The organism is Paenibacillus sp. ACRRX, assembly GCF_022346885.1.
Taxonomy (GTDB): Bacteria; Bacillota; Bacilli; order Paenibacillales; family Paenibacillaceae; genus Paenibacillus_B.
Map to the genome: position 1 here is coordinate 541,860 of NZ_JAKRNK010000001.1, position 26,593 is coordinate 568,452.

Below are 26,593 nucleotides of genomic sequence, written 5' to 3' on the forward strand. Positions count from 1 at the left end.
GTAAGACGATGAAAGCGCTAATTGTTGATGACGAAGTTATTATCCGGACAGGATTGGCTAAGGTTATTCCATGGCAGGAGCTTGGCTTTGAGCTGCTTCCACTCTGCGGATCTGCGGAAGACGCGATGCCTGTTATTGAACAGGAGCTGCCGCAGTTGGTTCTTACAGACATTCGTATGAATGGGTTGGATGGTTTGACACTCGCAGCATTTATCCGATCTAAGAGTCCAGATACGGAAACGATTGTGTATACGGGCTACGATAATTTTAGTTATGCTCAACAAGCTTTAAGAGAGGGCGTTAGCGATTATTTACTAAAAACAAGTCGGCCTGATGATATCATTCGAGCAGCACTTCAGGCGAAAGAGCGAATTTTGATCCGGCGGCAGCAGTTGGCAGAACAAGCGAAGAAAGAATCTTCTTATCGCGACCAACTTTTGCGCATGTGGCTGAGCGGTACTCTATCTTCACAGGAGGCTGAATTGGCAGCTGTTACTCTGCTTAAAGGTAGGGGACAAATGCAAGGTATTTCCGGGGAAATGATTAGCGAGCATGAGGATGAAACACTGCGGGGGTTATTCCCTGCTTATGAGGTGGCTGTTGTTCGAGCGGATGGCTGGGACAACGGACAGGAGCAATTGTTGTTATTTGCAGTTGAGAATATGCTTAAGGACTGTTTGTGCTGTGCGGTGCTGCGTGCCGAAAGCCGGCTTATTGTTGTTTGTTATGAGGCGCAGCATGGCTGGGTACGGGACTGGGAGCATATTTGCAAGCATGTGGAACAGCACTTGAAATGCCGCTTATTTGCGGGGATAGGCAGCGCCAGTCTGTATCCGTCCCGTGTATATATTTCATCACAAGAGGCGCAGCGTGCTGCTGACTTTAGACTAGTGTCTGCTGACAAGCGTGCCATGAATATTCATGAGATTCAACAACGTGATGGTTATCCTGTATTAATCAGTGCCGAAGATGAAGCGGGGTGTGTGCATTGTATCAAGGGCGGGAATCCAGATCTGCTGCGACAGTGGGTTACTACTCATATAAGTAAACTGTTGAATGAGCCGCGTGCAACACCAGAATCAGTGATGGCGTATATTCATTCCATCGTAACGGGGACTAGAAGATGGCTGGAGAAATATGCGGATTCATTGTCGATGTCACTGCAACCAATTGTGTGGCGAGCGGACGCTCTGGTGTCTGCAGCAGGAGCTGACCGTATGCAGTGGGAACGGGCTATTTTCATCCAATTGCAAGAAGTATTACAATACTACCGCGATCTGGCGGATCAGACAGCAGGCTCGATCGTTACCCGAGCTATGCATTATATACGAGAACATGCGGATGGAACCTTAACGCTGCAGCATGTGGCAAAGGAGGTACATATTCATCCACATCATCTAAGTGAACGGTTCAAAGTAGAGACCGGGATGAATTATATCGAGTTTGTCACCCAGGCTCGAATGGAAAGAGCGGGTACGCTGCTGAAGGAATCAGGAGCTAAAGTTGCGGATATAGGTCGAAGCGTGGGATATGAGGATGTTAAATATTTCTCACAGCTATTTAAGAAGCATACAGGATGCACACCATCCGAATATAGGGGAGGGAAAAGCTGAATAAGTTCCCGCTATAAGCTGAAGATTTTCCCTCACGCTGATGGTAAACGCTTACTTATACTAAGGTTAGTTCCTCAGTTACATGTGAACGGAACATTACATAATGAGATCAGGAGGGGTCCTCATGCGCAAATCATTGCTGCTCGTATTGGTCATGATGGTAGCTGTATCTGTATTTACTGCTTGTTCGGGTAGTCAGAATACAGGAAAGGGAACGAGTGATGGTGGTTCTGGCAAGGAAGAGAAAGTAGCACTTTCCTTGTGGCATAACTTTACAGGAGATGACCTTCGTGCAAGAACAATGCGTGAGATTGTGGACAATTTCAAGAACGACCATCCGAATATTGATCTAAATATTCAGGCGATTCCGCCAGACGGCTACAAAGCAAGACTTAAAACAGTAGCTGCGGCAAATGAGATGCCAGATGTATTTCTAATGTGGCCGGGAACGATGACAAAGGAATTCCAGGGTGGAGATTTACTGCAGCCGATTAATGAATTGCTTGACAGCAAAGCGGATTGGAAAAGTGGCTTCTTACCAGGCTCGTTTGACGGTTTTACGATAGACAATCAGATTTACAGTGCGCCGATGGGTTTATCACCGACGTCAATCTTATATTACAATCAAGCCATTTTTGATAAATACCAATTGCAAGTACCTAAGACATGGGATGAATTGATTAAAGCTGTCGAGAGCTTTAAGTCTAACAAGGTTACGCCTATTGCACTGGGGAATAAAGCAGCTTGGCTCGCACAATCCAGCATTATATCATCGCTTGGCGATCGAGTGACGGGAAGCGAATGGTTCATAAAGGCTGCCGCGCAGGACGGTGCTAAATTCACAGACCCCGAATTCGTTAAGGCATTGGAATTGCTTCAACAATTACAGCAGGCAGGTGCTTTCCAAGAAGGTTTCAACAGTATTGACAACACACAGATGGAAATGATGTTTGCACAAGGGCAGGCAGCGATGATGATCGATGGTGGCTGGGCGTTAACGAATTTGTCTGCTAATGCCCCTAAAGAAGTGCTGGATCAAATGGGTGCAACTGTACTGCCATCCGTTCCTGGTGGAAAGGGTGACCCCAACACAACTTCTGGTGTAGTCGGAGTAGGTCTTGGCCTAAGCAAAAAGGTCGAAGGCAAGAAAAAAGAAGCGGCCCATGAGTTAATCTTGGCTATGTCAGGACCGGACGCTCAAAAACGTACGTTGGAAGCGAATCAATTAGTCAGTTACAAGGTTGAATTGGATGAAAGCAAAGTGTCCTCGTTATTTGCCAAAGTGTACAAATTGATGAACTCGGTACAGCGGACGCCTGTATACGATGCCATTTTATCTAGTGCAGGAGCTGATGCAGTTAACAACGGACTGCAAGAACTGCTGATGGGTGGAAAAGCACAGGATATTGCACAGAAAATACAGGATGCGCAGGCCAAGTCCATTCAAAAGTAAGCATGATGGAGAGCGCTCAACGCTGTTCTGCTTAGACGATGACTATGCCCTGCTGCCTGAATAAGCATAAGCATGGACAGGGCATAGGTTTTCGTCTTTGAGAAGGGAGGATCACGATGCGAACGTTTACTGCCAAGCGTGCCTTTGTCACGTTCGGTCTTCTTCCGTCGATCATAATTTATACAGTGTTTGTCATTGTGCCTGTGTTCTGGTCGGCATACTACGGTTTTTTCGATTGGAAAGGTATCGGTGAAGCTCGCTTTATCGGCTTCGGCAATTTTACGGAGGCGCTTGGTGACAACATCTTCTGGTTATCGCTTAAAAACAATCTGATTGTTGTTGTTGCCTCGGTATTTGGCCAGGTTCCTATTGCATTGCTGCTGGCACTGCTGCTGCGCAAAGGCACCTGGTTCCAACGCTTCGTGCGCGCATCCGTTTTTATGCCGATGGTACTCTCCTCAGTCGTCATCGGAATCATCTGGAGCACGATTTATCATCCGCAAATTGGTCTTCTCAACGGTTTGCTTGACATGGTTGGCTTAGGCGAATGGAAAAAAGCGTGGTTGTCTGACCCTGCAATTGCAATGTGGATGATTGCGATCCCGATAATATGGAATTTTATCGGTCCTTATCTTATTATGTTCCTTGCTGCTCTCAGCAGCATACCGAGCGAGCTGGACGATGCAGCCGCAATGGATGGCGCCTCAGGAACACGGAAGTTGATATCCGTTACGCTGCCTATGATATGGGATACGATCAAAGTGACCATTGTACTATGTATTTCAGGCAGTCTGAAGGCATTTGATCTGATCTACGTCATGACAAATGGCGGACCAGCACACGCAACGGAGCTGCTAGCTTCTTATATGTACAATAGTACATTTAATGTGTTCCGTTACGGGTACGGCAGCGCGGTATCGACCCTTATTATTATTATTAGCTTAATACTTATTGCCGGGTCCCAACTGCTTATGCGCCGCCGCAACCATACCTGATGCAGCGTGAACATACAACGGAGAGGAGTGGATCCAGTGAACACGACTACTGCAGCCCATAGAAAAAGATCAATTCGCGCAAAGCAGCAAGGCGTGCCCAGATGGAAGCAGTTACTGCGAAATGCTGTACTTGGCGTATACGCGTTATTAACGTTGTACCCACTGTTATGGATGTACATGAGTGCGTTTAAGACGAATGCAGAATTTTATGCAAGTCCTTTCTCATTGCCTACTTCCTGGAATTGGGACAACTTCGTCCGTGCGTGGGAAGTATCTGGTATGGGGAAAGCAGCACTGAACTCTTTGTGGGTTACGTTCTTGGCGTTAGTATTAACTTTGCTGCTCGGTGCTCTGACGGCCTATATTTTGTCCAGATTTACATTCCGCGGGAAACGTCTGTTAACGGGAATGCTCCTGCTGGGCATGCTTATTCCTGTTCACAGCACCCTTGTCCCCTTGTTCATTATGATGAATAAGATGGGATTGCTGGATACACATGCAGCGCTTGTGCTGCCCTATACTGCTTTTGAACTTCCGATTGCCGTCTTTATCGTCCTTGCTTATCTAACCAATATTCCAAAAGAAATGGAAGAGGCAGCATTGGTAGATGGATCGGGGTATCTGGGTATCTTTACCCGAATTATTTTGCCAGTGACGCTGCCAGCACTATCGACAGTTGCTATTCTGGGCTTCCTGCGATTCTGGAACGACTTTGCATTTGCGCTTGTGTTTATTAATGATCCGAATTTGAAGACGCTTCCACTAAGCTTGTCCGTGTTTGCAACAGGCTACTCAACCGATTTCCGGCTAACGATGGCGGCTTTAGCGATGGCATCATTGCCAACGATAATCGTATATCTTATGTTCCAGGAACAGGTGATGAAAGGGATGGCAGCAGGTTCTGTAAAAGGTTAGCTGCTTCATCAGGACGACTTACAACTTTGTAAGCAAGCTGTAAGCAGAAGCAATGGCGTGGGATACGAACGACATGTACACTGGTAATCAGGCAGGGGTTTCCATGGAATGGATGATTGCTGGAGATTATCCATTGCAAATGTCATGAGCACCCGTTACGCTCATTGCTCTAATACCCATCCCATCAGGATGTTTATATCACTTTCTCTTTATCTTTCTGCCGATAGAAGCACCGTTTCAATGGAGAACGATGATATAAACATTCACATTCCCTTATAGGCCCATTTGGCGATCGATCTTGTCTGCGACGTCTCATGGGGCTTTTTTTTGTGTACGGAATACCTTCTGCGTTAGGGATATACCAACTGCTCTTTGATTAGATGATAGCGATTACCGCAAACTACGAACAGACACGGAAAATAGATTCGGATAAATGTGGAATAGTTGAATGTACTCGAATAAATGCTGCTTACATGCTCGAGGGGAGCTCTGCGGAGGCCGTTCGATGCATACAGGGTGATCATCATGATGAGGGTAATGTCACGCTATCACCCCGTATCATTACATGGAGCTGGCCGCTACAGGAGTAGGCTCATAAGGAATGACTGAGCCGCCGTGTTTGATCTCGCATGGTAGCTTGACAAGTTTCGGTGCTTGATTCCGGTTGCGGATTCGGTCTAACAGAAGCTGAATACCGATCTGGCCGAAATCGTAGGCTGGTTGGGAGGCGACAGAATAGAAAGAATTCATGTTCTCTACCGTGCCGAGGTCGTCGAAGCAGGCAATGGACATATCTTCGGGTACTCGCAGCCCGCGTTCGCGCGCTTCACGGAAAACGGTTAACGCAAGCATATTATTTGCTGCAAATATAGCCGTGGGGCGTTCTTCAGGTGTACGTTCAAACCAATCGTTTAAAATAAGATCCTGCTTGTCCTTGATATAGCTGGCTGTAACGATATGCTTCTCGTCAATTGGAAGTCCTGCTTCACGAAGTGCGTCTTCGTAGCCAGCGCGGCGTTCACGAGCTGTTGATACATGTTCCAGACCGTTAACAAGTCCAATTCGAGTATGCCCTTGGCGAATCATTTCTCTTACAAGCTGCTTCGCTCCCGCGCGACTGTCTCCCAGAACGGTGTCACAAACGATACCTGGAACTTCCCGATCAAGCAAAACAAATGGAACGTTTTGACGTTCAAGCCACTGTAAATGATCAAATGACATATCATTGCTTGGCGCGAACAGTACACCGTCTACCCGCATGGAAAGGATCATTTCTACATATTGACGTTCTTTGAGCAGATTCTCGTCGCTGTTGCCGAACATGAGTCGATAGCCATGTTTGAGTGCAGCATCTTCAGCGCCGCGAGCTATCGTTGTAAAGAAGGGGTTGGTAATATCGGTAATGAGGAGGGATAACACTTTACTTTCCTGCGTAACAAGGCATCTCGCAACGGAGTTGGGGATGTAATGCATCTCTTCCATTACTTGCTTCACTTTGACTCGTGTTTTCTCGCTGACTCTACCAGTGTTGTTAATGACTCGTGATACTGTCATCGCCGATACGTTAGCCAGCCTCGCAATATCATAAATAGTAGCCATTGCCTCTTCTCCTGCCGTTAGTGGGATAGATGCTAAAAAAGTTATACCGATTTCATTTTATTCTATCGGTAGCGCAAGGGCAAGAGGTTTCTAGGGATCATTTGGAAATAAATAGACTCATTCTATCGGAATTGTGCTAAAATCGTCAGAATGAGCCTAAAATTAACCTAAATTATGACTTGAAAATGAAGGTTATCCTGATGTATTGGGCGATAACCATTGATCTAATTGCTCACGTGTCGGCATACCACTTTGCGCACCAAAGCGAGTCACAGATAACGCACCAGCTGCAACAGCCCAAGCGATTGCTTCTTCTGTTGGCCGTTTCTCAGCAAGTGCAACGGCCAGTGCTCCGTTAAAGGTATCACCGGCGCCAGTCGTATCCGCTACCGTTACCTGACGGCCAGGACTGTGGTGAACAGACCCGTCTGCACTGCACCAGTAAGCGCCTTCACTTCCTTTTGTCATGATGACTTTTCCTGGTAATTGCTGCAGCATACGGCGGTAGAAGTCATCCGTCTGTACTGGATTCTTCTCTGGTGAATTGGATTCATCCTGGCTCGTTTGAACTTGCACGAAGGCAGAATCGCCCAGCATAAGTTCCAGTTCGTGCTCATTCGGGGTAACCCAACTGATTTTGTCTATGAGAAGGGGGTCCAATTGAACGGCTGGCGCTGGATTCAGCATGACAGGTACATGATGCCGATTGGCGATGTCGATAGCCGTACGTACGGATTCCAAAGGAATTTCCAACTGCAGGACGACGAGGTCAGATTCAGCAATAAGCTTGGTGTGAAGGGTGACAAGCTCGGTTGTGACGGCCTCATTTGCACCCGGTACGACGATAATCCGGTTGTCTCCATCGGCAATAGTAATCGCAGCGATGCCGGAAGATACATTTGAGATCGTGGACACTCCATCACAATGGATGTCCTCACGCTTTAAATTAGCCAGCATCTCTATGCCGAAGCTGTCATCACCTATACATCCAATCATATGCACTTCTGCACCTAGACGGGCTGCAGCTACTGCTTGATTGGCACCTTTTCCACCGCAAAACGTACCAAATTTCTTACCCTGTACAGTCTCACCTGCCTGGGGAATGATATCGGTAACTGTTACAAGATCCATATTTAAACTGCCAATAACCGTAATACGTGGGCGCCGCAATGTAGAGCGGGCTGGATCAGCACTCTGAGATGATTGATATGGGGATGAGTTCAATAGGCTCGACTCCTTTATATAACGTACGTATATGATCTATTTTAGCGGTAATAACGGGAAATATCAAAAATGAAATGAACATCACGAAGACGGTTTCTTTTTTAGAAGGGATATGGTAAAATCTATATACTTACATTTTGTAAGTTGTATAAGGAGGGATAACGAATGGATAATGACCACTCGGGAATGTGTCCGCGATTTGAAGCTGCATTTTGTATATTAGGAAAGCGTTGGAACGGCCTGCTCATCAAGGGCCTGTTAAGTGGACCTAAGCGCTTCAAGGATATCTCCTCTCTCATTCCAACGATGAGTGACAAGATGCTTAGCGAGCGGATGAAGGATCTAGAATATTCTGGAATAGTCACCCGCAATGTATATCCGGAGACTCCTGTACGTATTGAATACGCCTTAACTGACAAGGGACTTGCTTTACAGCCTGTCATGGAAGCAATCCAGTTTTGGGCTGAGTCATGGGTGGATAATCTGCCTGATGCCTCGTACCCTTACTGCGATGAATCTGATTCAAATGTGAGTAACCCGGTGAATGGTTAACATGAATTCATCTTTCTAGTCGAAAGGAATGGATACGATGTTGGATGTGGTAATCATTGGGGCAGGACCAGCAGGCGGCAGTGCGGCGCTATTCACTGCTAAGGCAGGCAAGCAGACTGTAATCATTGACAATGACAGCGGATTGACTAAGCGTGCTTGGATCGCCAATCAATATGGTGTAAGAGAGACGTCAGGACCTGAACTGCTCAAGGTTGGTCAAGAGCAAGCGGCCAAGTTCGGTGCCTTGCTCGTGAGAGACAAAGCAATTGCTGTTGACTCGTCTAGTGAAGGTGTTATTGTCAGGACAGAAAGCGGACAGACCTATGTGACGAAGCATGTCATCATCGCAGCTGGATTCGGAATCGATATTGCGGAAGCCAGCGGTATTCGTACAGTTCCGGGAACAGAACCACGGGTGAAGACGATTATTGATGTCGATATCGAAGGACGCAGCAGCATGGAGCATGTATGGGCAGCTGGTACAATTGCAGGTGTCAGCATGCACACGATTATTACTGCTGGTGATGGGGCAAAGGTTGCGATTAATGTAATCAGCGAGCTGAACGGCACCCGTTACGTAGACCATGATGTCATTAAGGCTTAGCCTAATGCACATGAATGGGCAAGATTAAAGCCTGTCATCAGACATGAACTGATGGCAGGCTTTTTTCGCGTGGAGATTGGGTTATTGTTAGGCTATCTGTCGGTATAGGAAGACCCTCATACGCATAAAGAGTACATTACCACAGCAATTGTTCTCCTAGCTCCAGATAAATGTCAACGTTCGTAAAGTCTAACTGATTCCGACGAGCTTTGTCGGAGATAATACTTATCATGGTGGACAGCCCTAATACATCACTGCGAAAAGGCTTATGACGTGTGCCGCCAATCAGATGAGTACCTTTTATGAAGTTCCAGCCGCCTTGTGTATAAAAATCAATCAGTTCAGGCTTGCATGTAAATATACTGATGTCAGCTTGGCTGCTATGAATAAATGACATCGCTTCCCGGATGAGCCGTAGGCCATACCCTTGATTACGATAGGCAGGGTTCGTCACGACCTCGCTGAGCGCAAATGCTTTATATCGTTCCCCTTTATGTATAACTTGTTTCCAAGGGACAGCAAGGTAACTGATTACGATATCATCTTCGGTGAGCAGAAATGAAGTGGGGTTTGTGTCGACTTGATGTACCCACTCCATATGGTCATCTCGCCCGTCGAAAGCGGCGGGCCACTCTTGACGCATGAGCTCGACAATTTGATTTCTGTATTGGAAAGGACATTGTTCTTTGGGGAACTGTAAAAGTCGCTGCATTTAAGGTCTCCTTGTGAGTCGAATCATTATTTACAATGTGCATCACTACATATTATAAAATTATTTACAACGATTGAGCAACGATGAACCTTTTTGCTCGTATATATGTTTCGTTGTGACCTAAATTAAAGGGAAGTACAAGGGGGATTGGCTAGGGTGAATTCGTCAAAGTTGGCTCTCCGTTATGTAGAATGGGATGAGGAAGCACAGCTGGAACGAGGCGAGTTGTCTAACTGGAGCGTGTCGCGGGATTATTTGTTTATTTGCAAGCTTGCAGATGCAACCGTGCTCAGAAACCGATTGTGGGAGCATACGTCACATGAGACAGATCAATATGGTCAGGCTATCATTTACGTTCGTGCATACAAAGGTCAGTTGGCACCTGATGTCGCAAACGCGGTGAAGCATACCATTTTTCATACTAAATGTGATGTGGCCGATCCATTTGAAATGGTCTGGTACGTATATGATCGCGTTCAGAATACATTTCAACATGCAGGCACAGAACGACCATCAGAGCCGCTTCAAGCTGCGTTAGTTATGCTGGATCACTATATGTATTGGCAAAACATGGAGGTAGAGAGTTTAATGACAGTGCTTGACGCAGATCGAAATAAATTGTTGCTGTTTGTCGAGAGATTGAATTAAGGGGAAAAGCAGTTGCTATGAGGAAGACGAAACGGGGAGAGCAAATGAATAACGAAGCCAAGCTGTCGGAACAAAAGGGGCTGACAGGTTCAAGCGAACGCACCGCAACGATGAAGAAGCGGCTTGCCTATGCATTAATGGTCTGCATGCCGTTAACAACGACAGCATGTGATGATAATAATCCGAGCGCCTATGATGAATGTGTCTATGAGCGGCAGACGAGCAAAGGCAACTGGGACTGTGACGACGATGGCAGCAGCAGTCATTCTAGCTGGTATCATACCCGAGGTTACTCGTCCAAGAAAAGTTCAGCAAAGACAGGGACTTCATTTTATAACAGCTATAAAAGCAGTCACTCCACTTATTCAGGTATTGGCAGCAGCGGTCATTCCAGCGGAGGATAATAACAATGGAACAACAAGTGAATCGTATTCGCCACACCATAAAGCTCCCGCTCGGAGACAAAGAAGCATTTACAGATACAAGACTGCACGTCGTACCTTATGTTCGCATGTATGATCAGCCCTATTGTATGACTGAGGCCATACTCTATGATGAGACGGAGGTTATGGAGTTGCGTCAGGCATCTGAACTTGTTCACTCTGTATACGAACGGGTAATGCGATTCGTACAGCATGAACTGCCTGATATAACACTTGTGCAGCAGCTTGGAATTCCCATGCAGTTGGTGGAAGCCGCAAGACAATCCGAGCCCATTAGTGGAATCAGCAGGCAAGATTGGATAAAAGGCCCGCAAGGCTGGAAATGCATTGAGAACAATGCGGATACGCCGACCGGTATTCCAGAGGCTGCTTATTTGGCAGAAGAGCTGATTCAAGAAAGCAATCGTTTGTGGGGGAGCATGGGAGCAGGCCAGCGGCTATTGAATCCATCCAATGAGTTATCCAGTCAGCTGCAGCAAGTGTTGGTAAAGCTGCTTCAGCATTATAGGGAGCAAGGATATTCGGGTTCCATCGTATTTAGTGCATATCGAGATCATGCAGAAGATCGGGCAAATACCATGTATCTGCTTAAGCTTGTACAGCAAGCGGGGTGGGAAGCCGAGTTCTGTGCGCTTGAAGATCTCCGTGTAGTGCCAGGTGAAGGCTTATATGCGAATGACAATAAAGTAGGGATATGGTACAGGTTATATCCACTAGAGTATTTAATGACAGATGAGTCCGAGGACGGATTTCCGATTGGCAGGGCTGTACTTGCGCTTACCGTAAGCAAACAACTTGCCGTCATGAACCCTTTGCAGTCCATCTTGCTCCAAAGTAAAGCAATGATGGCGCTCATATGGGCACTTCATGAGCACCACGATGAATTAAGCAGCACGATGTCCACGCCTATTTTGACATCATGGGAGCGTGATATCATCGAACGATATATTCCGCCTACGTATTTGAACCCGGAGCCATTTAGGGCCATGGGAAGTTCATATGTAGCGAAGAGCATCTGGGGCAGAGAAGGGAAAGGCACAGCTATATATGATGCAAATGGCGCATGCGAGGAAATTCAGGATGAGCGTGTAACTAAGCAAGCTTCTATTCCATCCGAAGCTTATATTGAGGATAACGATGACCAGCGATATTATGCAGATCAGCCCAAAGTATATCAGGCATATGTGCCGATGGAAGCGGTACATATGGAATCAACGGGGAACCAGTTAAGCGGATATTTGTTAACGGGGGTATATGTTCCTGGTGGAATATATGGCGGATTGCTGCCAAGAGTTGGGGGACGCATAACCGGTGATCTGGCTAGATTCTGTCCAGCTGCAATCCAGAAAAACTCCCATTTGATGATAAATAAGGAGCAGATAGAAGAGGGGGAGTCAAATTGAAGTCATTTATAGTTGATCTAGGAAACGTTGCGATTGGCGTGGTTGTCATTGCTGTTATTTTAAGCGTCGGTGCGTTTGTGTTCAGTAGGTTAACCAAATTTAACGATCAGCAGGAAATTAGTAAAGGAAATGAAGCAGCAGGCATTTATATGGGGAGTAAACTGTTGGGGTTATGTATTATCGTTGCGATGGTATCCTTTAGTACAGATTCATGGCTCATGATGCTGATGTGGTCGGCCATTGGGATTGTTATCTTATGTCTGTTGTATGTACTTGTGGATCTGCTGCTGCCTCAATTTCGAGTATGCGAGGAGATTGCAAAGGGCAATATGGCTGTGGCACAGTTGCTGCGTTCGATTATTATCGGAGTATCGATTGTAATAGGTACGATGCTTATATAGTCATTGAATAGATAGATTTTGCCGTTTTCATCATACATATGTCACATTATTGTCGAATAAGCTCGGTCTGCCTTCTTTTAGCCGTTGTCAATAGGTTACATGCTCCGTATAATAGAACGGACAGAGACGGTGTAGTCAACAATAAGATAGACAGGAGAATGACATGACCATTCATATCATCACAGACGGAAGCTCCGATTTGACTCCAGAGATCGCCAGCCAATTCGGAATTAACGTTGTCCCGCTCTACGTTCGATTTGGGCAGGATATTCATACTTCAGACATGGATTCGGCAGTGTTCTATGAACGCATGCGTAATGAGGAAGAATTACCTAAAACTTCAAGCCCATCGCCTGGTGACTTTTATAATATGTATAAATCATTGGATGCTGACAAAGACATTTTGGTTTTGTGCTTAACTTCGCAATTAAGCAGTACCTATAACCATGCTGTAATGGCAAAGTCGATGTACGAGGAAGACGGGCACACGAACAGAGTAGAGGTCATCGATACCAAGACGGCTTCTATGGGATTAGGGTTGCTGGCAGTCCGTGCAGCTCTAATGGCTAAGGCCGGCAAGAGCCTGACCGACATGAATGAAGCGATCAAGCAGTGCGTACAGCAGACGAGGACTTATTTTACATTGGATACACTAGAGAACGCGATTCGTGGCGGACGCCTGAACCGACTTAAAGGAACAGTGGCTTCTATGCTGAACATTAAAGTATTAATGCGAGCGAACGAAGACGGTGTTATTGAGACGATGGAGAAGATCCGGGGTACGCAGCGAGCGCTCAAGCGAATGATCGAGAAGGTTGGTGAGGCATGGCATCATGCCGACCGCAATTGGATCGCGTTGGCCCATTCCAATTGTGAAGAGCGCGCAAAGGAATTTCTGAATACACTGTTAGAGAAATATCCATTTGAAAATGTGCTATTCGTCAACATGGGACCGGTGATCGGTACATATGCCGGTGAAGGCGGCGTTCTGCTGGCCTTTGAAGAGCCGAATTCGAATTGATTCAGGCTTCCTGAATTGGTCACATCATAAGTGCGTACAATCACAATGGCCTCCAGCCGATTGTTCTATTCTAAATCTGTGAGATTCTTTCACTAGATATATGAGAAGAACAGTTCGATAGGAGGCTATTATTATGAAATTTCATGATCAAATGATGGTGCGGGATATTGTACTTTCATATCCTGCGGCTAGCGATATGTTTAAAAAATTAAAAATCGATTTTTGCTGTGGCGGCAATCGTCCACTTGCTGAGGCAGCAGCTTCACGTCAATTAGACCCTGCCTCGATCATTCAACAATTGCAGACTCAATATGACGAGGCTCCTGCTGTATATACAGGAGTGGATTGGAAGTACATGTCCTCCAGATCATTAATCGATTATATTGTGAATAAGCATCATCGTTATTTGGAAGAACAGCTGCCCATGATTGCAGCTAACGTTGCACGGGTGTATCATGTCCACGGGGCAGAACAACCACATTTGCAGGAAATGCACCGATTATTTGGGGAACTTCGTGCAGAGCTTGAAACCCATACCGCCAACGAAGAAGCCGAACAGTTTCCGGCACTTATTCAGGCTGAGGAGATGGGAACAGCGAATGATGAGCTTGTCCATGTGGCAGGAGCAATCGCTAAATTGGAGTCCGAGCACAGTGCGGCAGGCGAGCTGTTAAGACAAATTAGGGAGGCCACTTCCGATTTTACTGTTCCTGAACATGCCTGTACAACCTATCGCGTCACATACGCAAGGCTCGAAGAGTTGGAAGCGATGACGTTTGAACATGTACATCTTGAAAATAATGTACTGTTTCCTCGATTCCTTTAATCTAGAAGGTCGGATTTAAGACATAAAAATGATATGAATTATGCCCAAAACAGCACCTTCCGTTACCACCGAGCTCAAGCTTGGGACGGAAGGTGCTTATGCTGTTTATGCAGCTAATTGGAATGGATCGCTAGATAGCATTACATATGAATACCTGTATGAGCTTTGACGACTACTTCATCAAACTTGGCATCAGATGTCACTGGTCGTGAAGATAGCATTGTGCCGAGCCATGCTCCAATAAACCCTAACGGTATGGATATGATGCCTGGATTCGTTAAACTGATGAGTGGATCACCGATGAAAATGGCTTTTCCCGCAGGACCCCAAACACTTGGGCTGATGGCCACCAGCACAATAGCTGAGATCAAGCCAGTGAGCATACCGGTCACGGCCCCAGTCGTGTTAAACCGACGCCACATAATCGTAAACAATATGACAGGCAAATTTGCACTTGCAGCAACGGCAAACGCCAAGCCAACGAGAAAGGCGACGTTAAGCTTCGATGCAAGCAGCGCCAGTGCGATGGAGAGAACAGCAACGCCAATTGAAGCACAGCGTGCTGCTGACATTTGCTCTTTCTCGCTTGCTTTTCCCTTGCGGACAATGTGATTATAGAAGTCATGTGCAAATGCGGAGGCAGCGGATAAGACGAGTCCAGTAACTACGGCTAGTATCGTTGCGAAAGCAACCGCCGAGATTAATGCAAAGAAGAAATCACCGCCAAGCGCCTTCGCTAGTAAAGGGGCCGCCATATTGCCACCCTTATCCGCACCGATAATGGCATCTGTGCCAACAAAGGCAGCAGCGCCAAATCCTAGAAAAATAGTCATCACGTAAAATATTCCGATTAACCAAGTTGCATAAACAACGGATGTGCGAGCTGTAGGTGCATCTTTTACCGTAAAGAAGCGAATTAGAATATGCGGCAGACCTGCCGTGCCTAGGACAAGACCGAGATTAAGCGAGATGGTGTCCAGAGGGTTCTTATATTTATTGCCTGGGTTGAGGAAGGCGTCACCTAAAGGTGTGGCTGATTTCATCTGGTGAAACATCTCCGTAAGACTGAAGTTAAATTTGGAAAATACGATAATTGACAGCAGCAAAGTGCCGCCCATCAGGAGAATCGCTTTAATAATCTGCACCCATGAGGTGGCATGCATGCCGCCGAAGACCACGTACAAGGTCATTAATAGACCTACAATAACAACCGACCATACATAATCGATACCAAGCAGTAGCTTGATTAACGCACCTGCTCCGACAAGCTGGGCAATCATATAAAAGGTGGAGATGGTGACCGTATTTAAGGCGGCAATGCCTCGAATCTTATTATTGTTAAAGCGCGCTGCAATCATATCGGCTAACGTGTATTTGCCCAGATTACGCAGCGGTTCTGCGACAAGGTATAACACAACAAGATAAGCAACGAGAAAACCGATGGAATAGAAAAATCCATCAAAGCCGACAAGTGCAATAGAACCTGCGATCCCGAGAAATGAGGCGGCCGACATGTAGTCGCCTGCAATGGCAAAGCCGTTTTGCCATCCTTTGAGTTCCCCGCCTGCTGTATAAAATTGTGAGGCGGAGTTGGTTTTTCTGGCGGCGACATAGGTAATGACCATGGTCAGCATCACGATCAGACAGAAGAGTATAAATGCAGTTGTGTTCATTATTGCTGACCTCCCCATTCACGGCTCAGCTTGCGAACCATGTGGTCAAACTTGGCAGCCTTCCGAACGTATAGGGTACACAAGGTCCATGTCATGATGAACTGGGCGAAGGCAAATATCCAGGCCCAGCTAATCGGGCCGATCGCAGATTGGTTTAGTATTGTCGTGTATGAGGTCAATAGAGGAAGCGCCAAATAAAACACCAAAAAAAAGATCGTAGCCGGGATAATAAATCGTTTCTTTTTGTACATTAGAGCTCGAAAATGGGGGGATTGCGCGATGTGTGTATATTCGTGGTCTTGTATTTTTGTCATTTATTCAACCTCCGTATCGATCTTATCAATTGCCTGAATATGTACCCTAAAACTGGCGATAATGCCGAGCAATCTTCCCACCTCCTCCTGCTCCCCATTGATGGCTCCATATGGAATGTATAATGTTGATTGTGCTATGATGGGAAAGCACGGAATGATTTGAATTTAATAAGACTATATGAACATGTTAATGGGGGAACACCTATATGTACCGCATTCTTATCGTAGAAGATGATGACAAGATTGCTTCGATGTTGCAGTCGTCACTTGAAAAATATGATTATGAAGTAAACAGGCCTACGAATTTTAAACTGTTAAAGGAAGAGGTTGTCAAGTTCCAGCCAGATCTTATTCTGTTGGATATCCATTTGCCATCCTATGATGGGTTTTATTGGTGTCGTCAATTCCGATCGGTAACAAATGCACCTATTATTTTTGTGTCGGCCCGTACAGGTGAGATGGATCAGGTGATGGCAATAGAGAACGGCGGCGATGACTTTATTACGAAGCCATTCCATCTTGACGTGCTGCTTGCAAAGATTAAGGGTGTGCTTCGTCGTTCATACGGCGAGTATGCGGCCAGTGGTTCCGGCAACGGTGAAGAGATTGTCGTCCATGGCCTATCTCTGCATCGGTCCAAGAACATATTGGAGTGGCAGGGCAAGCGTGTTGATCTCACAAAGAACGAAGCTTTACTGCTGGGCAGCTTGATGGAGCGTGTTGACCATATTGTCTCTCGTGAGACACTGTTGGAGACGCTGTGGGACGACGTTGATTTTGTGGATGATAACACGCTAACCGTAAATGTCACTCGCGTTCGCAAGAAAATGGAAGAGATCGGTGTAATGAAAGCTATTGAAACGGTACGTGGCCAAGGATATCGACTGCTCCAGACCTGGACTGAAGACGGTGCGCTTTCATGACCCTGTGGAAGTACGCGAAGGATCGCTCCATCTTGATTTTGGCATGGCTGCTTGCCTTGTTGATGTCGCTGTTCGTCATTTATCTTGACTTGAATATCGGACGTCAGTATATTCGGAGCCCGAGTCTCGTGTATGTGTTTGTCCTTGGAGTCATTATATTAACACTAGGCATCGTCTATGATTATTTGCGTCAGCGTGATTGGTACAAGGAACTTCATAATGCTTGGGATAACACGTCAGACAGCGACTTTACCCTTTGTATGCAGAACCCGGTTACCGAAGAACAGAAGCTTATGCACGAGCTGATCAATCGGCAATACGGTTCATTTATGAACGAGTTGCTTGTGATGAGGCAGCAGCGTGAGCAGCATGTACATTTTACGAATCAATGGGTCCATCATATGAAAACGCCTGTATCCGTCTTGCATTTATTAACGCAGCAGTCTCCGACGGCGATGAATATCATTGAGACGGAAGATTTGCTGCAAAATGTAAATGAGGAAGTGGAGCGGTTGGCTCGCGGATTGGAAATGATGCTGACGACGGCCCGCCTGGAGAAGTTCGAACTTGATCTTCACGTATCGCGGATCTCAATTCATCATACAATTCGTCAGGTAATCAACCAGAATAAGAAGTCGCTCATTCGCCATCAGATCTTTCCTAAGATTAGTGGGGAAGACATACAGGTGGAGAGCGATGAGAAGTGGCTGCAGTTTATTATTACGCAATTAGTGACTAATGCGATCAAATATTCGAAAGATAAGCCTGGGACGAAGTCCTTACAATTTGAGATCGAGCAGGCTTCATACGGCATATTGCTGCATGTGAAGGATGAAGGAATTGGGATCGCTGAGCACGACGTTGCACGCGTATTTGATCCTTTCTTTACAGGTGAGAATGGCCGCAAAGAAGGTGATGCGACAGGAATGGGACTCTATCTAGTGAAGCAGGTATGTGCTCGCCTAGGACATACGATAACGGTGAACTCTAAGATTCAGGAAGGTACAACGTTTACGATTCGATTTGCATCTGATAGCTTGCAGCGCGGTGTCTATGTGGCTCCCAAGTAACCAGAGCAGAACGTTTCTATTGTATTCGGTTGATAATCAAATAATTGTGTGCACGTATCAGAAAAGCGAACCTGCTCCTCTTAGGAGAAGGTTCGTTTTTTGTGTTAATCTAAACAACAGGCACATCTAGAGGAAGAGGCACCACGAACACTTAAATAGAACCATGGATATAGTCCCTCCGAGCGTATTTGTGTTAAAATATTGGGGTTATGAACCATATGCAAGATGTTGGCAAAATGAATTAGGAAGTACAATGTGAGATGGCTTCCGTCCATCATATTGGATAGATGCTGTATGTATAATGGAAGTACATCATAGAGCGTCTTGTCTGCTTGAACCGGCGGAAAGACGTTTTTCCTTTTTTAGCTGCAGTATGGATATAATAAGAAGGGTGAGCAGCCTCTTTAAACATGTAAAGCAGTTTTAAATCAGCTCTAAATTATTGGAGGGTACAACATGGAACCATTGCTGCGTGCAGAACAGATCACGAAAGTATATGGCACACGCGGGAAGATGACCTATACAGCGTTGCAGGATATACATTTACAAGTGGAAGCAGGGGAGTTTGTCGGTATTATGGGGCCTTCCGGAAGCGGGAAAACGACGCTGCTGAATCTATTAGCCACAATAGACAAGCCAACATCAGGCAATATTTATATTAACGGTACGAACCCTTACAAATTAAATAATCGCAAGATTGCCAAATTCCGCAGACATGAACTTGGCTTCGTATTTCAGGACTTTAATTTGATTGACACCTTAACGATTAAAGAAAATATTATACTGCCGCTAGCTTTGGATCGCCTGCCGATCAAAGAGATCGAAGCAAGGCTCGAGAGTACAGTCAAATGGCTTGGTATCGATCATATTCTGGATAGACGCCCCTATGAAATCTCTGGTGGACAGAAGCAGCGTACAGCTATTGCGCGAGCGGTCATTCATCAGCCTTCCCTGTTGTTAGCCGACGAATTGACAGGTAATTTGGATTCCAAGGCTGCAAAAGACGTGATGAAGGCCTTGCAGGATCTGAACGAGAATTTGAATCGAACAATCTTAATTGTCACACATGACCCGTTTGCGGCTAGTTTTTGCAAGCGAATCTTGTTTATTAAGGATGGCAAGCTGTTCACTGAAATTCGCCGAGGCACTAACCGTCAAACTTTTTTTCAACAGATATTGGATACTTTAAGTTTATTGGGAGGCAATTTTGATGACATTCCGACGGCTCGCTTTCAGTAATATTCGACAGAGCTGGCACCGTTATGCAGCTTACTTTTTGAGCTGTGTTTTTTCAGTTACCGTATTTTTTTTGTATTCTTCTTTTATATATCATCCAGATATTGTGAGCGGAAAAGTAAGCGGTGGAGAGATGATCAGCGGTCTCATTGTAGTATGCCAGTTCATGATTATGATGTTCTCCTTTTTCTTTGTGTTATATTCCAGTTCGGCGTTCTTACGTTCGCGTAAGAAGGAATTTGGATTGTTTACATTGTTCGGAATGACCAAATGGCAAATGAGGAGAATGGTCATTTATGAAAATATGATTATTTCTTTGCTTGCGATTGCAAGCGGCATGGCTGCCGGAGCAGTAACGTTAAAGCTTTTTCTAATGGTATTGTCCCATTTGCTGCGGATTGATACACCTTTGCCTTTTTACATCTCATTATCATCAATTCAAATCACGATCATTGCTTATCTGCTGCTGTTTGCGCTTATTACGCTATTCTCTCTGCGTAAAGTAGGCAAGCTTCAGATCATTCAACTGATTAAAGCAGAAAACCAGACCAGGAAACCTCCAAGGTTTTCTTGGTTGTTATTTATCGCATCGCTTGTTTTAATTGGTTCGGGGTATTACATGGCATTTAATACCGACTTGCTGAATATTGTTGCGAATTTCTTTCCAACGATTGGATTAACGTTTGTTGGTACATATTTTCTGTACACACAAGGGAGTACAGCTATAGTAAAGCTTCTCTCCTATAACAAGCGGTATTTGTATACCGGAACAAATTTGTTAAACGTTACCCAAGCCACATATCGGATTCGGGATAATGCCCGGGTATTATATACGATTACCCTATTAAGTGCGGTGGTGCTAACGGCTTCAGCTACGTTTTTTGTCGTGGATAAAGGGCTGCAGATCAAAGCAGACGCGTTTAATCCGTTTCAATTTACGGTAATGCAAATTCATGGGAAAGGCAGTCCTTTGGCTATGAATAAAGTCAAAGATACGGTAGAAAGTCATGGACATCAGATAACGGCAGCGATCACAGCCAATATCTTGCTAGCATATGTGGAAGACGTATACAGCTTTAATAAGAGCGCAGCGGTGATTGGTGTCACCAAGTATAACGAGATTGCGGTAAGTAAGCAGTTTCCAAAAGTCAAACCGATTACTTCAGGAGTCTATTGGATTGATCAAAGTGAGTACATCAAATATACAGACAGCTCTTATCGGAAGTCGGCTGCGCTCGATAAAGTGACCATTAAAGTTGAGGGTATGTCGCAGTCCTATACAGCAAAGGTGATTGAACGAAGAGAGCAGGTTGTGATGACGCCTTCGTATACAGCTAATTTATTGTTTGTTGTTCCTGATAATGTGATGTTAAAGCTGCAGTCCACAGCTCCCGCTGAGGAGAAGAGGATCATTTATAATATTGATTGGACAGACGGGAACGAAGCCCTGCCTTTAGTCCAAGATTTGAAGAAGCAGCTTGCTGCTGATTCACAGCACTTTGTATCCAATCGCATCGAAGATCGCAACGAGCTTAGCCAGACAACTTCGCTCATCTTTTTTATTGGTATTTTTATTAGTCTGCTGTTCTTTATCGCAAGCGGCAGTATTATTTACTTTAAGTTATTCAGCGATCTACAAGAAGATCAAGCCTATTTCCGATCTTTAACGCGTATAGGTTTATCTTTAAGTGAGATTCGCCGTGTAGTAAATGTTCAAGTGGGATTGGTATTTTTCTTGCCCTGTGTAGTAGGAAGTGTCCATACGATGTTTGCAATGAAGACTCTAAGTAATTTGCTGTTAGAAAATATAATGGGTTATGCGTCTACCATTGTTTGCGCATTCATTGTGATGCAGTTCATATACTTTTTAGCAGCAAGACGAACCTATTTGAAGAAAATAATGCAGGAAATCGTCATTTAGGTCCAAATGGTTAAGTTATCATCCAATAGCCACACTTTGTTGACATTTTGAACGGTTATCGCCGTTTTGTTACGGATTTGATACTTTTATCTTTGTATATTCGTGCATAATAACTGATGAAGGTAGATGCCCGTCGAAGAGGAATGCAAGAAAGTGAGTGGACAGAATGAACAATCAACGATTACGCATCGGCAGATCCGGAATTCTTCTCGTGATCGCGCTGCTGCTTATTGCGGGGTGTGCGTCGGTTCAGAAAGAACAGCCACTTATGAGGCAGTCAGCTCCCGCGGTATCTGACACAGCTGTATCCGTCAAGATTGAAGGTGGAACGTATGTCCCTAATTTATCAGAGCGGTTGCAGATTGAATGGCACAATGGATTACAAGTGAGCGAAGCCCTTAAAGCAACAGGCACGATTAAGCTGAAAGAAGACGGATCTGGTGTTGCTTCAGTAGGGGACGCATCATTGGACCCTAATATGTCATGGGGTATTTATTTAAATGAAACGGAACTTCGCACGACGGCAGATTTGTCTGCTGAGTTAAATAACGACGATAAGATACTCATTTTCGTGAAAGAGCTTGATGTAGATACAAGCAGTGTGCCGATGCCAAGTATTGACTTGAGTATAGACGGCGGCAAGCTTGCTCCGCATTTAACGAATACGTATGCGATTCCGTGGCAGGAGAACTGCACACTGGCTGATATATTTGAACAATTCGGGCACATAAGAATGGCAGAGAACGGCACCGAGATTAAGCAAATAGGCGACAAGCCACTGCCTAAAGACACGGTTGCGCGTGTAAAGGTAAATAACAAAGTAATACCTTCAGATCAGATGCTTACTTTTCTGATTCAATCCGATGATCATATTGAGATCGATATTGATAACAAGACCCCATAAGAAGCCTTGCTCCTTAGCAGCTGAACAAGCTGTGTGAGGACAAGGCTTTTGTTATGGAAGTATGCTCTCACTACTGCATAACATACGAAGTAAGGCATAGATGCGGCCAACGGCAAAAAATCGCGCTGCAAGGTGACCGTTTGCAGCGCGATTATGTCATAGCTAGAGAGGAGGTGTAGCAGTGGAGGGTGATTGAACCAAATTGTTTCCGGTATCTCTAAATTCGGCAGATTTCCTTTGGACACATTTCACAATGACATACATCCTGCAGATGCTCCAATTCACGTATTACGATCATGCCATTGTCATATTCCAAGACGCCTTTCTTGCGCAGGTCGCTCAGCATCCGGTTTACACTTTCACGAGTTGCGCCTATCATGTTGGAGAGGTCTGTATGGGTTATCTTTTTATTAATAAGTTTCCCGCCATCTTCCAGTTCTTGACCGTACGTGTTCGATAACCGAATCAATGTAGAGCATAGTGCGCCTGGCTTACCATACATCATCAAATCGCGGAATTTCGTCTGCGTCAAGCGGTGGTGAATTCCCATCCACTTCATAAAATCTATTGAGAAGTCGCAATGCTGACAGATTAGCACCTCCAGATCACGCTGCTCGATCAGGCCAACTTCACCTTCTTCAATGACTTCAGCAGTAAAGCTGTGCTTTGTACTGTGGAAAGGATCGACTTGACCGACAAGATCTCCGGCTTGATACATATATAAAATAAGTTCTTTACCTTCATCCGTTGATTTGGTAACTTTGACACGTCCGCTCTTCAACATAAACAACTTGTCTGCCGTGTCGCCTTCCCAAAATAGGTGAGAGCCTTCGGGGTACGTGCGATCCTTTGCTATGGAAAGGATACGTTCTCGGTTCTGATCCGAGAAACAAGTAATATTTGAATTGTCTCCGTATTGTTCGCTCATATGTTCCACTCCGTTCTCCTCCAATAGGTCTCTAGGCTCATGGTATTAGATTTAGCTGTTAACTACCTCATAGAAACCTTGTGACTTGTTTCACTATTTAATACGTTACTTATATATTGGACGTTCCAGTGATTATTGTCAATTTAATTTATAATTTAAATGAATTTATGAGAACAATTGTTGAACATTGTGCATATATAGTGAAGTTTTTCGTTTTGATGCAGCATGCTGACTATAAATATGCCCACTGTGAGTGTGAAATACCCAAAACAAATCTATCCAACAATGGGGCATACCTTGTATTGTATAACATCGGCCAATCTGTTAAACAGGTGCAGTGGATGCGTTTTTATACAATATTAAAAGCACGCCAACAAAGTTATTTAAAAATGTTTTTACTACGTGAAAAAAATCACTTGATATTTACAGAACTTCGTATTATGATTGAGTTGTGAAATGATTCACATAATAAATTTTAGATCTGACACCCTGATCCAAGAGATAACAGGTATAATAGAACGGAGATCGGTGTTTGGTAAATATACCCTTACTGGAGGCGGAGAATGATGGCAAAAGCAGAAGTGAAACCAACTGTAGAGATGAAGGAAGCAACAAATGTCGAAGCGCATATTCAACAACTGATTAATCGTGCGAAGAAAGCTCATGAAGCATTTATGTCCATGAATCAGGAGCAGATCGATGTTGTTGTTCAACAAATGGCGCTTGCCGGTCTTGACAAGCATATGATGCTTGCCAAACTCGCAGTAGAGGAAACGGGTCGTGGTGTATACGAAGACAAAATCACGAAAAACATTTTTGCAACGGAATACATTCATAATCATATCAAATATGCCAAAACGGTTGGTGTAATTGAAGACAATGATTATGATAACTGTGTAAAAATCGCAGAGCCTGTCGGCATTGTAATGGGCGTAACACCGGTTACGAATCCGACTTCAACGACCATGTTTAAGGCGCTTATCTCCATTAAGACACGGAACCCGATCATCTTTGCTTTCCATCCATCCGCACAGAAGTGCAGTGCCGAAGCAGCAAGAGTGCTGGCAGAAGCCGCAGTGAAGTACGGTGCGCCTGAACACTGTATCCAATGGATTGAGATACCTTCGATGGAAGCTACCAACGCCTTGATGAATCATCCTGATGTAGCGTTGATCCTGGCAACAGGCGGTTCTGGAATGGTTCGAGCAGCATACAGCGCTGGCAAGCCAGCACTGGGTGTAGGACCTGGTAACGTACCTTGCTTCATTGAGAAAAGTGCGAAGCTGGATCAGGCCGTAACGGACTTGATTTTGTCCAAAACATTTGATAACGGTATGATCTGTGCATCGGAACAGGCGGTTATTATTGAGGAACCGGTATACAACGAAGTGAAAAAATTAATGCAGTATTACGGCTGCTATTTTACCAATAAAGAAGAAACAGCGAAATTGCAAGCGATGGCGATCAAGGCAGAGACTTGCGCAGTAAATCCGAACATTGTTGGTCAACCAGCAACTAAGATCGCTGAAATGGCTGGCATCAAAGTGCCTGCCGACACCAAGATACTGGTGGCTGAACTCGACGGAGTAGGACCTAAATTCCCGTTGTCTGCTGAGAAATTAAGCCCTGTGCTTGCTTGTTACAAAGTAAAAACAGCGCAAGAAGGCATCGATCGTGCAGCTGAAATCGTCGCTTTCGGCGGTATGGGCCACTCCTCGGTTATTCATTCGAATAACGAAGAAGTGATTGCAAAGTTCGGTGATCGCTTGCCTACTGGACGTATTCTCGTTAACTCGCCGTCGACTCACGGTGCAATCGGCGATTTGTACAATACCAACATTCCATCTCTTACACTGGGCTGTGGTTCTTATGGTCGCAACTCGACTTCGAACAACGTATCGGCAGTTAATCTTATTAACATCAAACGGGTGGCGAAGCGTACAGTGAACATGCAATGGTTTAAAGTTCCTAACAAAGTGTATTTTGAAAAAGGCTCCACACAATACTTGGCGAAAATGCCGGATATCGAACGTGTAATGATCGTAACGGACCCTATGATGGTCAAATTGGGATACGTGGAACGTGTTGAACACTACTTGCGTCAACGTCGTAATCCGGTAGCTATCGAAGTGTTCTACGATGTAGAACCAGATCCATCGACAACAACAGTAAACCGTGGTACGGATATGATGAAGAGCTTTAAGCCTGACTGTATCATTGCATTAGGCGGTGGTTCCCCAATGGATGCTGCCAAAGCGATGTGGCTATTCTACGAATATCCAGATACTGATTTCAACAACTTGAAACAGAAATTCTTGGATATCCGCAAGCGTACATTTAAATATCCGCGTCTGGGTCAGAAAGCGAAGTTTGTGGCGATTCCAACAACTTCCGGTACAGGTTCTGAGGTTACCTCGTTTGCGGTTATTACAGATAAAGAAAATGGCAACACCAAATATCCGTTGGCTGATTACGAGCTGACACCAGATGTAGCAATTATCGATCCAGAGTTTGTATACAGTTTGCCTCGCGTAGCGGTAGCGGACACAGGAATGGACGTATTGACTCACGCGATTGAAGCGTATGTATCCGTTATGGCTAATGACTATACAGATGGCTTGGCTATTAAAGCAATCCAACTCGTCTTTGAGCATTTGGTTAAATCGGCTAATGAAGCATGCCCACTGGCTCGTGAGAAGATGCATAATGCATCTACGATTGCAGGGATGGCGTTTGCAAATGCGTTCCTCGGAATCAATCACAGTTTGGCACACAAATGGGGCGCTCAGTATCATACGGCACACGGCCGCACAAATGCCATCTTGATGCCGCATGTCATTCGTTACAATGCGAAGAAACCGACGAAGTTCGCTTCGTTCCCTAAATATGACCACTTCGTAGCAGATGTGCGCTACGCTGAGATCGCTAGAATCTTGGGATTGCCAGCACGTACGACTGAGGAAGGCGTGAATAGCTTGATTGATGCCATTCGCGACTTGAACCGTCAATTAGGAATCCCAGAAACATTCCAAGAAATTGGTTTCGATCCTAAGGATTTTGAATCCCGTGTGGATTACTTGGCAGACCGTGCATTTGAAGATCAATGTACGACCGCCAATCCGAAAATGCCGTTAGTACCAGAATTAGCTGATGTATACCGCAATGCATTCTACGGCAGATTCTAATCGAGTGTACGACACCTCATTCCTTTGAGG

The 26,593-nt window shown here is 45.1% G+C and carries 24 protein-coding genes and 1 pseudogene; 19 read left to right on the plus strand and 6 right to left on the minus strand.

Annotated elements, in window-relative coordinates; all coding sequences use genetic code 11:
• The first annotated feature begins 8 nt into the window (after positions 1 to 8).
• The 4 genes from MH117_RS02330 to MH117_RS02345 all read left to right on the plus strand — a co-directional run bounded on the left by MH117_RS02330 (position 9) and on the right by MH117_RS02345 (position 4,976).
• Positions 9 to 1,613 (plus strand): helix-turn-helix domain-containing protein, encoded by a 1,605-nt coding sequence (locus MH117_RS02330; protein WP_239326966.1) that lies wholly within the window; start codon positions 9 to 11, stop codon positions 1,611 to 1,613.
• 124 nt (positions 1,614 to 1,737) lie between these two features.
• Entirely contained in the window at positions 1,738 to 3,066 is a 1,329-nt protein-coding gene (locus tag MH117_RS02335; protein WP_239326967.1) for an extracellular solute-binding protein, read from the plus strand.
• 116 nt (positions 3,067 to 3,182) lie between these two features.
• Complete coding sequence (locus tag MH117_RS02340; protein WP_239326968.1) at positions 3,183 to 4,061, plus strand: carbohydrate ABC transporter permease; 879 nt, start codon at positions 3,183 to 3,185, stop codon at positions 4,059 to 4,061.
• 36 nt (positions 4,062 to 4,097) lie between these two features.
• Complete coding sequence (locus tag MH117_RS02345) at positions 4,098 to 4,976, plus strand: carbohydrate ABC transporter permease (RefSeq protein WP_481857218.1); 879 nt, start codon at positions 4,098 to 4,100, stop codon at positions 4,974 to 4,976.
• Positions 4,977 to 5,537: 561 nt separating this feature from the next.
• On the opposite strand, the gene MH117_RS02350 is transcribed toward MH117_RS02345, so the two are convergent.
• Together MH117_RS02350 and rbsK are read right to left on the minus strand one after the other, a co-directional pair.
• Positions 5,538 to 6,575 carry a LacI family DNA-binding transcriptional regulator gene (locus MH117_RS02350; protein WP_239326969.1) on the minus strand — a complete coding sequence of 346 codons (1,038 nt, stop codon included), beginning with the start codon at positions 6,573 to 6,575 and terminating at the stop codon, positions 5,538 to 5,540.
• A gap of 192 nt (positions 6,576 to 6,767) precedes the next feature.
• A complete protein-coding gene (rbsK, locus tag MH117_RS02355; RefSeq protein ID WP_239327731.1) occupies positions 6,768 to 7,745 on the minus strand; it encodes a ribokinase in 978 nt (325 codons plus the stop codon).
• A 219-nt stretch (positions 7,746 to 7,964) separates the two neighbouring features.
• Between rbsK and MH117_RS02360 the strand changes: the two are divergent.
• Together MH117_RS02360 and MH117_RS02365 are read left to right on the plus strand one after the other, a co-directional pair.
• Positions 7,965 to 8,276: pseudogene (locus MH117_RS02360) on the plus strand (winged helix-turn-helix transcriptional regulator); the annotation flags it as partial.
• A gap of 112 nt (positions 8,277 to 8,388) precedes the next feature.
• A complete protein-coding gene (locus MH117_RS02365) occupies positions 8,389 to 8,955 on the plus strand; it encodes an FAD-dependent oxidoreductase (RefSeq protein ID WP_239326972.1) in 567 nt (188 codons plus the stop codon).
• 136 nt (positions 8,956 to 9,091) lie between these two features.
• Here the strand turns inward: MH117_RS02365 and MH117_RS02370 are convergent, their stop codons facing one another.
• Entirely contained in the window at positions 9,092 to 9,667 is a 576-nt protein-coding gene (locus MH117_RS02370; protein WP_239326974.1) for a GNAT family N-acetyltransferase, read from the minus strand.
• Between the two features lie 156 nt (positions 9,668 to 9,823).
• On the opposite strand from MH117_RS02370, the gene MH117_RS02375 reads away from it, so the two are divergent.
• The 6 genes from MH117_RS02375 (at position 9,824) to ric (ending at position 14,409) form a co-directional block, all read left to right on the plus strand.
• Positions 9,824 to 10,315 carry a hypothetical protein gene (locus tag MH117_RS02375; RefSeq protein ID WP_239326976.1) on the plus strand — a complete coding sequence of 164 codons (492 nt, stop codon included), beginning with the start codon at positions 9,824 to 9,826 and terminating at the stop codon, positions 10,313 to 10,315.
• Positions 10,316 to 10,332: 17 nt separating this feature from the next.
• Positions 10,333 to 10,719: a hypothetical protein gene (locus MH117_RS02380; protein ID WP_239326978.1), complete on the plus strand. Its 387-nt coding sequence runs from the start codon at positions 10,333 to 10,335 to the stop codon at positions 10,717 to 10,719.
• A 5-nt stretch (positions 10,720 to 10,724) separates the two neighbouring features.
• Positions 10,725 to 12,161, plus strand: a complete 1,437-nt coding sequence (locus tag MH117_RS02385; protein ID WP_239326980.1) for a glutathionylspermidine synthase family protein — start codon at positions 10,725 to 10,727, stop codon at positions 12,159 to 12,161.
• Positions 12,158 to 12,562: a DUF350 domain-containing protein gene (locus MH117_RS02390; protein ID WP_239326982.1), complete on the plus strand. Its 405-nt coding sequence runs from the start codon at positions 12,158 to 12,160 to the stop codon at positions 12,560 to 12,562. Before MH117_RS02385 ends, MH117_RS02390 begins: the two co-directional genes overlap by 4 nt.
• Positions 12,563 to 12,725: 163 nt before the next feature.
• Positions 12,726 to 13,583, plus strand: a complete 858-nt coding sequence (locus MH117_RS02395; RefSeq protein ID WP_239326984.1) for a DegV family protein — start codon at positions 12,726 to 12,728, stop codon at positions 13,581 to 13,583.
• Positions 13,584 to 13,716: 133 nt separating this feature from the next.
• Positions 13,717 to 14,409 carry an iron-sulfur cluster repair di-iron protein gene (ric, locus tag MH117_RS02400; RefSeq protein WP_239326986.1) on the plus strand — a complete coding sequence of 231 codons (693 nt, stop codon included), beginning with the start codon at positions 13,717 to 13,719 and terminating at the stop codon, positions 14,407 to 14,409.
• A 140-nt stretch (positions 14,410 to 14,549) separates the two neighbouring features.
• Here the strand turns inward: ric and MH117_RS02405 are convergent, their stop codons facing one another.
• Both MH117_RS02405 and MH117_RS02410 read right to left on the minus strand, forming a co-directional pair.
• Positions 14,550 to 16,082 carry a solute symporter family protein gene (locus tag MH117_RS02405; RefSeq protein ID WP_239326988.1) on the minus strand — a complete coding sequence of 511 codons (1,533 nt, stop codon included), beginning with the start codon at positions 16,080 to 16,082 and terminating at the stop codon, positions 14,550 to 14,552.
• A complete protein-coding gene (locus MH117_RS02410) occupies positions 16,082 to 16,396 on the minus strand; it encodes a DUF485 domain-containing protein (RefSeq protein ID WP_239326990.1) in 315 nt (104 codons plus the stop codon). The genes MH117_RS02405 and MH117_RS02410 overlap by 1 nt, the downstream gene beginning before the upstream one ends.
• Before the next feature lie 206 nt (positions 16,397 to 16,602).
• Here MH117_RS02410 and MH117_RS02415 point away from each other — a divergent pair, with 206 nt between their 5' ends.
• The 5 genes from MH117_RS02415 (at position 16,603) to MH117_RS02435 (ending at position 22,450) form a co-directional block, all read left to right on the plus strand.
• Positions 16,603 to 17,319 (plus strand): response regulator transcription factor, encoded by a 717-nt coding sequence (locus MH117_RS02415; protein WP_239326992.1) that lies wholly within the window; start codon positions 16,603 to 16,605, stop codon positions 17,317 to 17,319.
• Entirely contained in the window at positions 17,316 to 18,389 is a 1,074-nt protein-coding gene (locus MH117_RS02420; RefSeq protein ID WP_239326994.1) for a sensor histidine kinase, read from the plus strand. Before MH117_RS02415 ends, MH117_RS02420 begins: the two co-directional genes overlap by 4 nt.
• A 456-nt stretch (positions 18,390 to 18,845) precedes the next feature.
• Complete coding sequence (locus MH117_RS02425) at positions 18,846 to 19,628, plus strand: ABC transporter ATP-binding protein (protein WP_239326996.1); 783 nt, start codon at positions 18,846 to 18,848, stop codon at positions 19,626 to 19,628.
• Positions 19,600 to 21,546 carry an ABC transporter permease gene (locus MH117_RS02430; protein WP_239326998.1) on the plus strand — a complete coding sequence of 649 codons (1,947 nt, stop codon included), beginning with the start codon at positions 19,600 to 19,602 and terminating at the stop codon, positions 21,544 to 21,546. Before MH117_RS02425 ends, MH117_RS02430 begins: the two co-directional genes overlap by 29 nt.
• A gap of 157 nt (positions 21,547 to 21,703) precedes the next feature.
• On the plus strand, positions 21,704 to 22,450 hold the full coding sequence (locus tag MH117_RS02435; protein ID WP_239327000.1) for a hypothetical protein: 747 nt from the start codon (positions 21,704 to 21,706) through the stop codon (positions 22,448 to 22,450).
• Between the two features lie 217 nt (positions 22,451 to 22,667).
• Here the strand turns inward: MH117_RS02435 and MH117_RS02440 are convergent, their stop codons facing one another.
• Positions 22,668 to 23,378 carry a Crp/Fnr family transcriptional regulator gene (locus MH117_RS02440; RefSeq protein WP_239327732.1) on the minus strand — a complete coding sequence of 237 codons (711 nt, stop codon included), beginning with the start codon at positions 23,376 to 23,378 and terminating at the stop codon, positions 22,668 to 22,670.
• A 218-nt stretch (positions 23,379 to 23,596) separates the two neighbouring features.
• Between MH117_RS02440 and MH117_RS02445 the strand changes: the two genes are divergently transcribed.
• Entirely contained in the window at positions 23,597 to 23,833 is a 237-nt protein-coding gene (locus MH117_RS02445) for a hypothetical protein (protein WP_239327001.1), read from the plus strand.
• Between the two features lie 108 nt (positions 23,834 to 23,941).
• Complete coding sequence (gene adhE / locus MH117_RS02450) at positions 23,942 to 26,563, plus strand: bifunctional acetaldehyde-CoA/alcohol dehydrogenase (protein ID WP_481857220.1); 2,622 nt, start codon at positions 23,942 to 23,944, stop codon at positions 26,561 to 26,563.
• The last annotated feature ends 30 nt before the right edge of the window (positions 26,564 to 26,593 follow it).